The organism is Streptomyces cinereospinus (genome assembly GCF_042430725.1).
GTDB lineage: Bacteria > Actinomycetota > Actinomycetes > Streptomycetales > Streptomycetaceae > Streptomyces > Streptomyces cinereospinus.
In genome coordinates this window covers 115,673-127,899 of the sequence record NZ_JBHMCY010000014.1, presented here as the reverse complement: position 1 = coordinate 127,899, position 12,227 = coordinate 115,673, and the positions used below count along the sequence as shown (strand labels likewise).

The following is a 12,227-nucleotide window of genomic DNA, read 5'->3' as shown; positions in this document are numbered from 1 at the left end:
GCGCGGCGGCGGGGGCGGGGGCGGGCGTGGACGGCGGGGCGCACGCCCCGGCCGATCCCCTCGCGGCCGCGCCCGGCGTCAGCGCAACGGCCGGCCGGGACCCCCACCCCACCGCGGCCCTGCCCTGGGGCATCAGCACGCTCGCCGCCGGCCTCGCCGTGGAGGCGTACGCCGGACACACCACGGCCACCGCCGACATGCCCCGCGGCCTCACCAGCGGACCCCTCGGGGTGCTCCTCGGCTGGCTGCTCACCGCCCTCGGCCTCGCCCTCGCCGGCCCCGGCCTGACCCACCTGTGCGGCCGCCTCCTGCAGACCGCCCGCCCCGGTGCCCTGCGCCTGCTGGCCGGCCGCGTGCTGATGGAGGAGTCCGCCCGCATCGGCCGCCCGCTGGGCATCGTCTGCGGCGTCGCCTCCGCCGCCTACGCCACGGCCGCCCTGCAGAATCCCGACGGCCCCACCTTCGGCCCCCTGACCACGCTCGGCGCGCTGCTCGTCGCCGGCTGCACCCTGGCCACCCTGCTCACCGCCGCCGTCGAGGCCAAGCACGCCCGCGCCGACACCACCGCGGCCCTGCGGCGCCTCGGCGCCCCCGCGGTCATGCTGCGCGCCGCCGCCGTCCTGCGCGCCGCCACCCTGGTCGCCGTGTTCGCCCCGCTGACCGTGATCGTCGCCGCGCTCGCCGCGCAGCCGCTGACCCGCTGAGACGCCGATCCGCCGAGCTGAGACGCCGACCCGCTGAGACGCCGACCCGCTGAGACGCCGACCCGCTGAGACGCCGACCCGCCGAAACGCCTGCGGAAACCCGTACGAGAAAAGTCCGCGCACGGCGATGAGTTCCGCGCCGCCCCCGCGTCTACCCTCCCGAACGGCACGCCACCGACGGGAGAGACCGCAGATGTACCAGCAGATGATCTTCGTGAACCTGCCCGTGAACGACCTCGACGCCGCGAAGAGGTTCTTCACGGAACTCGGCTACTCGATCAACGCCCAGTTCAGCGACGAGACCGCCGCCTCGGTCGTGATCAGCGACACGATCGTGGCCATGCTGCTCACCAGGGAGAAGTACGGCCAGTTCACGAAGAAGGAGATCGCCGACGCGACGAAGACCAGCGAGGTGCTGCTCTGTCTGAGCGCGGAGAGCCGCGAGAAGGTCGACGAACTGGTGGACAGGGCGATCGCCGCCGGCGGCACCGCCTCCGGCGAGACCCAGGACCACGGCTTCATGTACGGCCGCGCCTTCGACGACCTGGACGGCCACACCTGGGAGGTCGTGTGGATGGACCCGGCGGCCGTTCAGGGCTGAGCGGCCCGCGCCCCTGGCGTGGGCGGGTGCGCTGCGCGCCACCCGCCCACGCCGCCCACTGCCTTTCTCGTGGACCGTGATGCTTCGATCTTTGGGCCGGCCGGCCTGCCGAGCCAGTTCCCTGTGCGTCCAGGGGAGTGGCAGGACCCCCTCACACGGGCGGGGGTCGGCATAGCGTGAAGGCATGAGCGAACAGCCGAACCTGCTGGGAGAGTTTCTGCGAGCCCGGCGCGAGCTCGTCTCCCCGGAGGAGGCGGGCATCCCTGTCGTGGGCGTGCGCCGGGTACCGGGGGCTGCGGCGTGAGGAAGTGGCCATGCTGGCCGGCATCAGCGCCGACTGCTACCTGCGCCTGGAACGCGGCCGGGACCGCCGCCCGTCCTTGCACGTACTCGAGTCCCTCGCCGGCGTCCTGCGCCTTGACGACGACACCAGGTCCTATCTGTGCAGCCTGGCCGCCGACCGTCCTCGCCGGGCCCGGCGCCGACGACGGGAAACGGTTCCGCCCGGCACGGCGCGCTTCCTGTCACTGCTGCCCGTTCCCGCCTTCGTCGAGGGGCGCCATCTCGACGTCCTCGCCGCCAACCCGCTCGCCACCGCCCTCTCGCCACGCCTGGTGACGGGGGGCAACCGGCTGCGGGACGTGTTCCTCGACCCCGGCGAACAGAGCCTGTTCGCCGACTGGGAGGGGGCCGCGGCAGCGCTGCTGGCCGGCTTCCGCGAGGCAGTCGGCCCGGACACGGACGACCCGCGCTGCATCGAACTCGTCGGGGAACTCTCCCTCGCCAGTCCCCTCTTCCAACGGCTCTGGGCCCGGCACGACGTACGTCCCCGTGGCAGCGCGACCGTGTGCTTCCGGCATCCGCAGATCGGGGACGTCACCCTCAGCCGGGAGAAACTGCACATCACCGGAACCGACGGCATGATGCTCGTCGCTTTCCACCCCGCCCCCGGCACTCCCGACGAGGACAAGCTGGTCCTGCTCCGGTCGATGACCGAGCAGTCGGCCTGAGCCCGCCCCCGGCCCGTACCGCGGCTTCGTGTACACGCCCGACGATCTCTTCGGGGCCTGGCGCGGGGGTACGAGAGCACCCCGGACGCACCGTCCCACGCCTGGTCCAGGTACTCGCCAACGCCACGCGCCAGGACGGCCCCCTGCACCGCCGGGGCGGTGTTCCTGCCGGGCGCCGCGGGCACCGTGCGGGAGATCTTCCACGGCCTGGCCGGTGGGATCGAGGAGGCCGGGACGCGTCGAAACTTCTCGGCGGTTAATAACCGGGCAAAGTCAACTGCCACGCCAGACACGGCGATTGACACTGCTGCGGGAGCGCTTATAAACCTGTGAGCCTCCCGGGGGACGACGGACCCCGGCCGTCACCGGCGCCCCGTCCTCCCCACAACCCCCCGCACTTGCACTTCACTTGAAGGACAAACGTGTCCATAACTCGCCGTACCGCGCGTCGTTCCGTGCGCATCCTCGGTGTCACCGCCGCCTCCGCGGCGCTCGCTCTCGGCGTCGCGGGCAACGCGCTCGCCTGCCACATCGGTGAGTTCTCCGCCGCGGCGGAGTGCGACGGCGCCCAGGGCGTCATCACGGTCACCGCCGAGGACCCGTCCGGCACCCCGGCGACCGTGACGGTCTATCTGGAGAACAAGGGCGCCGACGAGCGCGTCGTCGGCGCCCAGGATGTCAGGGGCTCGCGCGAAGGTGTCACGATCACCTTCGCCGAGGACTGGAAGCCCCACGCGACGTACCGCGTCCACGTCAAGGCCGGCGACCAGGTCGACGCGGACATCGAGCCGAACCTGCTGACCCCGGCCACCGCCTGCACCACCGGGGACACCCAGGCCCCGGCCCCGTCGGCCCCGGCCCCGTCCGAAACGGCTCCCCCGGCCACCCCCTCGGCCCCGGCCGGGTCCGGCACCCCGACGCCGGCGCCGTCGGTGTCCGCGGACGGCAGCGTCCCGCCCGCGCCCACCGCGGGCAACGCCCCGTCGCCCGCGGTGGGCGAGGCCGGCCTCGCCGAGACCGGCGCCGACTCCCACACCGGCCTGATCGCCGGCATCGCGGCCGCCCTGGTCGTCGTGGGCGGCGGCGCGGTCTTCTTCGGCCTGCGCCGCCGCGGGACGGGCAACGGCCGCTGACCTGCCGTCCAGGAAGCGCACGGCGGATGGCCCGTCCTCTCACCGGGGGCGGGCCATCCGCCGTACGGGACGTCAGGGGCGGGCCACCCGCCGCACGCCACGCCGTGGGCGGGCACCAGCCGTACGTCCCAGCACGCGTGGGCCACCCGCCACACGTCACAGCGCGGTGGCCGCCCGCCGTGTCTCACCGCGCGCGTGGGCCACCCGCCGCACGCCACGCCGTGGGCGAACATCCGCCGTACGTCACAGCGCGCGTGGGCCACCCGCCGCACGTCAGCCGGCCTCGCGGCTCACCGCGGCCGCTCAGCCGAACGTCGCCCGCTCCAGCCAGAACTCGAGCAACTCCCGCTCCCCCAGGACCTCCACCCCGGCACCGTCCAGCGGCAGCCGCCGGTAGAACGCCAGCAGGACCGAGGTGAGCGGTCCGCGCAGCGCCACCGTCGCCTTCTCGTGCCCGCGCCGCCAGGCGACCCCCTCCTCGGTCAGCTCCACGATCCACTCGGCGTTCAGCTCCGGCCCGGCGTCCGTGGCGTGCAGATGGATGCTGCTGCCGGACCCGCGCAGCTCCCGCGCCGCCTCGTGCGGCGCCGTCCGCTGGACGAACCGGACGATGTCCAGCCACTCGTCGATCGCGTCCGCGGCCACCTCGCCCGCGACCTCGTAGGGGTGCCCCGCGGCCAGCGCGGCGTCGGCGCGGTGCACGGTGATCTCGTGGGTCATCCGGCGGGCCCAGAACCCGGCGTCCGGAACGCCGGCCCAGCTCCACACCCCGGCGTCCGGCCCCGCCTCCCGCAGCGCGCCAACCAGCAGCTTCCCGGAGTCGGCCAGCCAGGCGCCCAGTGCCGCCGCGTCCCCGCGGACCGCCGGCCCCCGCCCGTCCGGCACCTGGTCCACCGGGACGCTCTCCTGCGCCCGGGTGCGCACCAGCAGCCCGGCCCAGCGCAGCGCGCCGCCCGTGTGCCGCACGAGCTGTTCCAGGGTCCAGTCGGGGCAGGTCGGCACGGTGGCCGACAGATCGGCGCCCGAGGTCACCACCGCTTTCAACTGCTCCACCTGGAGGGCTATCTCGTCGCAGCAGCGGGCATGCGCGAGTCGCGTCATGCCCGTACCCTACGAGCGCCGGTTCAGCCGAGCACCACGATTTCCGCCGCGTCGAACTCGACACCCACCGTCTGCCCCACCTCCGGCGCCGCCCGCAGGGCACACGCCGCCTCCAACCGCGGTGCGCCGCCCTCGGGTTGCAGACGGACGGCGACATGGGTGCCCTTGAACGTCCGCGCGGCCACCGTGCACCGCAGCCCGGCGTCCGCCGCGACCAGGCGCACACCGGCGGGCCGGACGAGGACGGTGCCCGTGCCCCGGGCCGCGCCCTTGGGAACCGGCAGCTTGCCCCATGCCGTGTCCGCGACCTGTCCGCCGACCGTCGCGGCGGTCACGTTCTCGAAGCCCAGGAAGCGCGCCACGAACGCGTCGGCGGGCCGCTGCCACACCTCCAGCGGCGTCCCGGACTGCGCGATCCGCCCGTCCCGCATCACCACCACCCGGTCGGCCAGCGCGAACGCCTCGCCCTGGTCGTGCGTCACCGCGAGCACCGTCGTCCCCAGCCGGCCGAACAGCTCCCGCAGTTCCACGACGAGCCGTTCCCGCAGCGACCGGTCCAGCTGCCCGAGCGGCTCGTCCAGCATCAGCAGCCGGGGCCGCGGCGCCAGTGCCCGGGCCAGCGCCACCCGCTGCTGCTCCCCGCCGGAGAGCGCGGCGACCGCCCGGCGCGCGGCGCCCGGCAGCCCGACCAGCTCCAGCAACTCTCCTACGCGGGCGTCCCGTTCGCGGCGGTTCACCCCGTGCATCCGCAGCCCGAAGGCCACGTTGCCGCCCACGTCGCGCTGCGGGAACAGCTGATGGTCCTGGAACATCAGCCCGACGCCCCGCCGGTGCGCGGGCACCCCGGCCTGGTCGCGCCCGCCGAGCAGCACCCGTCCGGAGTCCAGCGGCTGCAACCCGGCCACCGCCCGCAGCAGCGTCGACTTGCCGCTGCCGCTGGGTCCGAGCACGCACACCACCTCGTGCTCGGCGACCTCCAGATCGACCCCGTCGAGCACCGGCCGGCCACCGAACCGCACGGTCGCCCGGCACAGACCGAGCAGCATCAGAACTCCCCCGTCCGGTCGGTCCGCAACCGCTCCAGCACCAGCAGCGCCACCGCGCACACCACCATCAGAATCGTCGACAGGGCCATCGCCTGCCCGTAGTTGAGATCACCGGGCCGCCCCAGCAGCCGGGCCACGGCGACCGGCAGCGTCGGACGGTCCGGCCGTGCGATGAACACGGTCGCCCCGAACTCCCCCAGCGACACCGCGAAGGCGAACCCGGCCGCGACCAGCAGCGCCCGCCGTACCAGCGGCAGATCCACCTCGCGCCAGGCTCGCCAGGGCGACGCCCCGAGCACCGCCGCCGCCTCGCGCAGCCGCACGTCGACCGCGCGCAGCACCGGCAGCATGGTCCGCACCACGAACGGCACCCCGACCAGGGCCTGCGCCAGCGGCACCAGGATCCACGAGGCGCGCAGGTCCAGCGGCGGCTCGTCGAGCGCGATCAGGAAGCCGAACCCGACCGTCACCGCGGACACCCCCAGCGGCAGCATCAGCAGCGCGTCGAACCCGCGCACGAACCGTCCCGCGTCCCGCCGGGTCAGCGCCACGGCGGCGAGTCCGCCGACGAGCACGGCGATCGCGGTGGCGACGACCGCGTACGCCAGCGAGTTGCCGACCGCGGCGATCGGCGCCACCAGGAAGGTGCCGCCGTCCTCGCTGGTCAGCGCCCGGTAGTAGCCGAAGTCGGGAGCGTCGAGGGACCGCTGCACCAGCACGGCCGGCGGCAGCACCAGCAGCAGCGCGACGGTGACCAGCACACCGGCCAGCAGCGCCCACTGCCCGGCGCCGCGCGGCCGGCGCGCGGTCACGGAGGCGTCCACCAGTCGCAGCGCGGTCTCCCGCCGCCGTACGGTCCAGGCGTGCACGGCGAGCACCGCGCCGACGGCGGCGAACTGGACCAGCGTCAGCACCGCGGCCGTGGTGAGGTCGAAGACCTCCGTCGTCTGCCGGTAGATCTCCACCTCCAGGGTGGAGAAGGCCGGCCCGCCCAGGATCTGCACCACGCCGAAGGAGGTGAAGGTGAACAGGAAGACCATCAGCGCGGCGGCGGCGACGGCCGGTCCGAGCGCGGGCAGCGTGACGGTCCGCCAGGCGGTGAGGCGGGAGGCCCCCAGCATCCGCGCCGCCTCCTCCTGCCGCGGGTCGAGCTGCGCCCAGAGCCCGCCGACGGTCCGTACGACGACGGCGTAGTTGAAGAAGACGTGCGCGAGCAGGATCGCCCACACGGTGGTGTCCAGCCGTACGCCCCACAGGCCGTCCAGCAGTCCGCCGCGCCCGACCAGCGCCAGGAACGCCGTACCGACCACCACCGTCGGCAGCACGAACGGCACGGTGACGACCGCCCGCAGCACCTGCTTGCCGGGGAAGGAGAACCGGGCGAACACATAGGCGCCCGGCAGCGCCACCAGCAGCGTCAGCACGGTGGAGACCAGCGCCTGCCAGGTGGTGAACCACAGGACGTGCCGGATGTCGGACTGGGTCAGGACCTCGGCCAGCCGCCCGAACCGCCAGGCCCCGTCGGCCTTCAGCCCTCGGCCGACGATCGCGGCGACGGGGTAGGCGAAGAAGACGGCGAAGAACGCGGCGGGCAGGGCGAGGAGCCCGAGCCGCGCCGCGTTGCCGCGCGCCCTGGACGCTACCTGAGTACGAGCGACGTCCACGACTTGACCCACTCGTCACGGTTCTCGGCGATCTTCGCCGGGTCCAGGGTCTCCGGATCGGCGGCCTGCGGGCCGTACTGCGCGAACTCCGCGGGCACCCGGGCGTCCTCGCGCACCGGGTAGACGAACATGTTCAGCGGCATGTCCTCCTGGAACCGCTTGCTGACCAGGAAGTCGAGCAGCGCCTTGCCGCCCTGCGGGTTGCGCGCGTTGCTCAGCAGCCCGGCGTACTCGACCTGCCGGAAGCAGGTGCCGGTGGCCACGCCGGTCGGGGCGGTCTTCGGCCTCGGGTCGGCGAAGACGACCTCGGCCGGCGGCGAGGAGGCGTACGACACCACCAGCGGCCGGTCACCGCCCGCCTTCTTTCCGCCCGCCGATCCGGAGAACTCCTCGTTGTAGGCCTGCTCCCAGCCGTCGACCACCTTCACGCCGTTGGCCTTGAGCTTCTCCCAGTACTCCGGCCAGCCGTCGTCCCCGTACTTCGCGGCGGTGCCGAGCAGGAAGCCGAGGCCGGGCGAGGAGGTGGCGGCGTTCTCGGTGACCAGCAGGTTCTTGTAGGCGGGCTTGACCAGGTCGGCGAGGCTCTTCGGCGGGTCCAGCCGCCGCTCGCTGAAGTAGGCCTTGTCGTAGTTGACGCAGATGTCGCCGGTGTCGACGGCGGTGACCCGGTGCTGTTCCTGGTCGGCCCGGTACTCGGGCTCGACCTGGCCGGCGTCCTTCGCCTGGTACGGCTGGAACAGGCCGTTGTCGAGCGCGCGGGAGAGCAGGGTGTTGTCGACGCCGAAGAGGACATCGCCCTGCGGGTTGTCCTTGGTCAGGATCGCCTTGTTGACGGCCTGGCCGGCGTCGCCGTCCTTGAGGACCTCGACCTGGTAGCCGGACTGCTTCTCGAAGTCGGCGATCACGCCGTCGGACACGACCCACGAGTCGTGGCTCACGAGGGTGACGGTTCTGGCGTCCCCGGACCCCTCGCCGCCGGAATCGCCGGTCCCGCACGCGGACAGCGTGACCAGGCCCAGCCCGACGACGACGGCGGTGAACTGCTTGGTGGTGCTCACTGATGTCCTCCTGGGTGACCAGGAAGAGACGCGGCCCTGCCCGGGACATCAGGGGTTCCCGGGCAGGGCGCAACAGCTCGAGTGACGACCGATCTCCCTACCCAGAATGACCTGGGCGAGGTTCAGAGGGTCTGCGGCCCGCCACGTGGTCATGGCTGCCGCACTCTCAGCGCTGTGGCGCTCCCCTGCCGGAATATGCAAATGAATATGAAGATGTGTACGACGCCAGACTACCGCTCGGTGGCCGCGAGCTGACCGCACGCCCCGTCGATCTCCTGACCACGGGTGTCCCGGATCGTCACCGGCACACCGTGCGCGGCGATGGCCTCGACGAACGCCTTCTCGTCCGCCGGCCGGGACGCGGTCCACCGGGATCCGGGCGTCGGGTTCAGCGGGATGAGGTTGACGTGCACGGACTTGCCCTTGAGCAGCCGCCCGAGCCGGTCTCCGCGCCAGGCCTGGTCGTTGATGTCCCGGATCAGCGCGTACTCGATGGACAGCCGCCGCCCGGACCTCGCGGCGTACTCGAACCCGGCGTCGAGCACCTCACGCACCTTCCAGCGGGTGTTGACCGGCACGAGGGTGTCGCGCAGCTCGTCGTCGGGGGCGTGCAGCGAGATGGCCAGCCGGCACGTGAAGCCCTCGTCGGAGAAGCGGTGGATCGCCGGCACCAGGCCGACCGTGGAGACGGTGATGCCGCGCTGCGACAGCCCGAGCCCGTCCGGCTCCGGGTCGGTGAGCGCGCGGATGGCGCCGACGACCCGCTTGTAGTTGGCCAGGGGCTCGCCCATGCCCATGAAGACGATGTTGGACAGCCGCGCGGGCCCTCCGGGCACCTCGCCGTCGCGCAGCGCGCGCATGCCGTCCACGATCTGGTGGACGATCTCGGCGGTGGAGAGGTTGCGGTCGAGCCCGGCCTGCCCGGTGGCGCAGAAGGGGCAGTTCATCCCGCAGCCCGCCTGCGAGCTGATGCACATGGTCACCCGGTCCGGGTAGCGCATCAGCACCGACTCCACGAGCGTCCCGTCGAACAGCCGCCACAGCGTCTTGCGGGTGGTGCCCTGGTCCGTCGACAGATGCCGCACGACGGTCATCAGCTCCGGGAGCAGGGCCTCCCGCAGCCTGCCCCGCGCCGCGGCGGGAATGTCGGTCCACTGCTGCGGGTCGTGCGCGTACCGCGCGAAGTAGTGCTGCGAGAGCTGCTTGGCGCGGAACGGCTTCTCACCGATCTCGGCGACGGCCTCCCGGCGCTCGGCGGGCGTGAGGTCGGCAAGGTGCCGCGGCGGCTTCTTGGCTCCGCGGGGGGCGACGAAAGTGAGTTCTCCGGGCTTGGGCATGGTGGTACCAGTGTCGCAGATCCACTCGGATGGCCCGGGCCGCGAGCCGTGCACGGTGACCGCCCCTGGTCCCGGCTGGCCACGGGCACCGGAAACGGTCGGACGCCCGCGCGGGCGGGCGCGCACCGCGCCGGCACGCGCAATCGCCGCTCACGCGCTGTTCGGCGTCCACTACCGCGCGCGTCCTCTCGGGCGTCCTGCGCCCGGACCAAGGCTCCCACGCCGCGCCGGTGAGAGCCGGCCCCGGGGAAAGGAGACGAATCCGGACCCTCCGGAACCTGGTCCGGGGCGGCCCTGCTCCGCCTCCGGGGCAGCCCTCACCGGGCTCCTGCCGGTCGGCAGCGAAGCCTGCGGGCTGGTGCCCAAGGGTGGCCGCGAAGACGGCACCCATAACCCTGATGGTGCACCCGCGTTTTATGAGTGCGGGTGAGTGCCCGCGACAGTGTCAGGAAGGTAACTAAACCTATGAAACGGGTTACCCGAAACAGCGTGTTCGTCGTCGCCGCCGCGTCCGGCGCGATGGCCATGGCGTTCCCGATGTCCGCCCTCGCGGCCGACGGAAGCAGCGCCGAGGGAGCGGCGGTCGGCTCGCCCGGGGTGGCCTCCGGCAATACCATCCAGATCCCTGTGCACGTGCCGGTGAACATCTGCGGCAACACGGTGAACGTCGTGGGGCTGCTCAACCCGTCCGCCGGCAACGCCTGTGCCAACAAGGGCGCGGCGAAGGCAGCCGGGTCGCAGGACAGCACCGGACCGAAGGACAGCGCGGCGTCGTCCGTGTCCGGCGGGGCGTCGGCGCAAGGGCTGGCCACGGATTCGCCCGGGCTGATCTCCGGCAACGGCATCCAGCTCCCGGTGGACCTGCCGGTGAACGTCTCCGGGAACAGTGTCACCGTGGTCGGCCTGGGCAATCCGGCCATCGGGAACCAGTCGGTCAACGGCCCCGGCGACCAGCCCGGCCAGCCCCCGAAGACCACCACCCCGACCATCCCGGCGCCCAGCGCTCCGAGCACTCCGGCGCCGAAGCCCATGGCCCCGAAGCCGCCGGCCCTCGTCCCGGCTCAGCCCGGCCCTCACGTGGCGGCGCCCCAGCTGGCCCACACCGGAGCGGACCTGACGGCCTCCGCCGTCGCCGGCAGCGCCGCGTTCCTCGTCGCGGGCACCATCCTGTTCCGCCGCTTCCGCCCGGGCGTGGACCGCTGACCCGGACGCCGTGCGGGCGCACCGGGTCTGATCTCGGTCGCCGAAGGAGAACCGCAGGCTGATCTCGATCAGCTCCTGCCGGGCCGGGCCACCGTCACCGTCGCGTCCAGAGCGTCAGGACGGTGGCTTCCGCTCTGTCGTCGCCTCGAAGTCGCCGTCCCGCTGAGGTGCCGTGGCTCGTCACGTGTGCCCCGGGGCGCGGCCTCGTCGCCATGACGTGTTCCTCAAGACACTGGGCACCGGGAGAAAGTGGCACGTTCTCCCGGTGCCCAGACGTGTCCTGGGCACCTTTGGGTCCCGGACTCCAGATCCCGCCCCGGTGGCCGGCCGACCGCCCTCACGCGGCACCCCATGTCTTCGGCAGAGGGTGACGGGGCGCTCGGGGACCGGTGGAAGCGTTCGCGATCACGCAGGATCCGGAGACCGCCCTGTGCGCGACGGCCTGTCTGAAGGGTCCCCACGGTCGCACCGCTGCCCCGGACGGACGACGACCCGCTCCGGTTGCGGGCGCCCTACGGGTCGTCGCCGGGGCGAGGTGGTGAGGCTCGTCCGACGGCCCTGGCGGTATCCGGCCGCGCCACCGCGCCCAGGGCTGCGGATGCGCGAACCGGCCGACGCGCGGATCACCGGTCCGGGCGCCGACGCGGTTCGGTGGCGACACGCGTCAGCGGCCGCCTTCCGGCGGCCGCTGACGTGACGTGATCTGTGCGGGTCGGGACGAGCCGTGGTCAGAGCGCCTGGCTGTTGCAGCCCATGTCCGAACCGAGGTGGCTCTGCTGCGCTCCCGGGTTCCCCTCGCCGTTCAGCAGGTTCCCTGCCAGCCCGGTGAGGGCGCCGACGCTGCCGATCAGCTCGATGTTCATGTCGTGCGAGCGGCACTCGATGCCCTGCGTGATCTCCAGGTCGTTGCCCAGATCGTCAGCGACGGCGGCGTTGCCCCCGAGAGAGCCGACGCTGCCGAGGACGGCGCCTACGAGGACGGCCTTGTGAAACTTGCGCATTGCTACTCCGTTTGTCGAGCGGATGGGGGATGCGACAGATGGACTTGGTGTGGCGGGGGGGAGCGACGGCCGTCAGCCCAGACGGGGAAGTCCCAGTTGGCCGACGGGAGGTGCCGCGATCTGCCCGAGGCCGACCGGCGACAACTCGGGTGCGCTGGGCGGTGCGACGAGCGGGCTGACGATCGGGTTCACCTGTGGGTTGATCTGCGGGTTCAGCTGCGGGGCGACTTGCATCGGGGGCTCCGGGCCGAAGGCCTGGGGCACGGCCACCTGCGGGGCGACTTGCGGCATGACCTGTGGCATGACCTGTGGCACGACCTGCGGTTGCTGCGGCGGGGCGGCGTGGACCGGCTGCGGAAGAGCGGCCTG

The 12,227-nt window shown here is 73.1% G+C and carries 10 protein-coding genes and 2 pseudogenes; 5 read left to right on the top strand and 7 right to left on the bottom strand.

What is annotated here, in order from left to right; genetic code table 11:
* The 4 genes and pseudogenes from ACFF45_RS10310 to ACFF45_RS10295 all read left to right on the top strand — a co-directional run.
* Positions 1–704: pseudogene (locus ACFF45_RS10310) on the top strand (hypothetical protein); the annotation flags it as partial.
* Between the two features lie 193 nt (positions 705–897).
* On the top strand, positions 898–1,305 hold the full coding sequence (locus tag ACFF45_RS10305; protein WP_381344900.1) for a VOC family protein: 408 nt from the start codon (positions 898–900) through the stop codon (positions 1,303–1,305).
* Between the two features lie 314 nt (positions 1,306–1,619).
* Positions 1,620–2,315: a helix-turn-helix transcriptional regulator gene (locus ACFF45_RS10300; protein ID WP_381344897.1), complete on the top strand. Its 696-nt coding sequence runs from the start codon at positions 1,620–1,622 to the stop codon at positions 2,313–2,315.
* 422 nt (positions 2,316–2,737) lie between these two features.
* On the top strand, positions 2,738–3,448 hold the full coding sequence (locus tag ACFF45_RS10295) for an LAETG motif-containing sortase-dependent surface protein (protein WP_381344895.1): 711 nt from the start codon (positions 2,738–2,740) through the stop codon (positions 3,446–3,448).
* A 303-nt stretch (positions 3,449–3,751) separates the two neighbouring features.
* Here the strand turns inward: ACFF45_RS10295 and ACFF45_RS10290 are convergent, their stop codons facing one another.
* The 5 genes from ACFF45_RS10290 to rlmN all read right to left on the bottom strand — a co-directional run bounded on the left by ACFF45_RS10290 (position 3,752) and on the right by rlmN (position 9,654).
* Positions 3,752–4,549 (bottom strand): maleylpyruvate isomerase family mycothiol-dependent enzyme, encoded by a 798-nt coding sequence (locus ACFF45_RS10290; protein WP_381344892.1) that lies wholly within the window; start codon positions 4,547–4,549, stop codon positions 3,752–3,754.
* 23 nt (positions 4,550–4,572) lie between these two features.
* Positions 4,573–5,595 carry an ABC transporter ATP-binding protein gene (locus tag ACFF45_RS10285; RefSeq protein ID WP_381344889.1) on the bottom strand — a complete coding sequence of 341 codons (1,023 nt, stop codon included), beginning with the start codon at positions 5,593–5,595 and terminating at the stop codon, positions 4,573–4,575.
* Positions 5,595–7,259: an ABC transporter permease gene (locus ACFF45_RS10280; RefSeq protein ID WP_381344887.1), complete on the bottom strand. Its 1,665-nt coding sequence runs from the start codon at positions 7,257–7,259 to the stop codon at positions 5,595–5,597. The genes ACFF45_RS10285 and ACFF45_RS10280 overlap by 1 nt, the downstream gene beginning before the upstream one ends.
* Positions 7,235–8,317, bottom strand: coding sequence for a thiamine ABC transporter substrate-binding protein (locus ACFF45_RS10275; protein ID WP_381344884.1), 1,083 nt, complete (start codon positions 8,315–8,317; stop codon positions 7,235–7,237). Before ACFF45_RS10275 ends, ACFF45_RS10280 begins: the two co-directional genes overlap by 25 nt.
* Positions 8,318–8,547: 230 nt before the next feature.
* Positions 8,548–9,654, bottom strand: coding sequence for a dual-specificity RNA methyltransferase RlmN (gene rlmN / locus ACFF45_RS10270; protein WP_381344881.1), 1,107 nt, complete (start codon positions 9,652–9,654; stop codon positions 8,548–8,550).
* Positions 9,655–10,143: 489 nt separating this feature from the next.
* On the opposite strand from rlmN, the gene ACFF45_RS10265 reads away from it, so the two are divergent.
* A complete protein-coding gene (locus ACFF45_RS10265; RefSeq protein ID WP_381344878.1) occupies positions 10,144–10,857 on the top strand; it encodes a chaplin in 714 nt (237 codons plus the stop codon).
* 728 nt (positions 10,858–11,585) lie between these two features.
* Here ACFF45_RS10265 and ACFF45_RS10260 read toward each other — a convergent pair.
* Positions 11,586–11,858, bottom strand: a complete 273-nt coding sequence (locus tag ACFF45_RS10260; protein ID WP_381344876.1) for a hypothetical protein — start codon at positions 11,856–11,858, stop codon at positions 11,586–11,588.
* Between the two features lie 72 nt (positions 11,859–11,930).
* Positions 11,931–12,227: pseudogene (locus ACFF45_RS10255) on the bottom strand (hypothetical protein); the annotation flags it as partial.

What these genes read in the sequence shown, in the direction of transcription:
- ACFF45_RS10305 (WP_381344900.1), top strand. Translation starts at nt 898, where the DNA reads ATGTACCAGCAGATGATCTTCGTGAACCTGCCCGTGAACGACCTCGAC.
- ACFF45_RS10300 (WP_381344897.1), top strand. Translation starts at nt 1,620, where the DNA reads ATGCTGGCCGGCATCAGCGCCGACTGCTACCTGCGCCTGGAACGCGGC.
- ACFF45_RS10290 (WP_381344892.1), bottom strand. Translation starts at nt 4,549, where the DNA reads ATGACGCGACTCGCGCATGCCCGCTGCTGCGACGAGATAGCCCTCCAG.
- ACFF45_RS10285 (WP_381344889.1), bottom strand. Translation starts at nt 5,595, where the DNA reads ATGCTGCTCGGTCTGTGCCGGGCGACCGTGCGGTTCGGTGGCCGGCCG.
- rlmN (WP_381344881.1), bottom strand. Translation starts at nt 9,654, where the DNA reads ATGCCCAAGCCCGGAGAACTCACTTTCGTCGCCCCCCGCGGAGCCAAG.
- ACFF45_RS10260 (WP_381344876.1), bottom strand. Translation starts at nt 11,858, where the DNA reads ATGCGCAAGTTTCACAAGGCCGTCCTCGTAGGCGCCGTCCTCGGCAGC.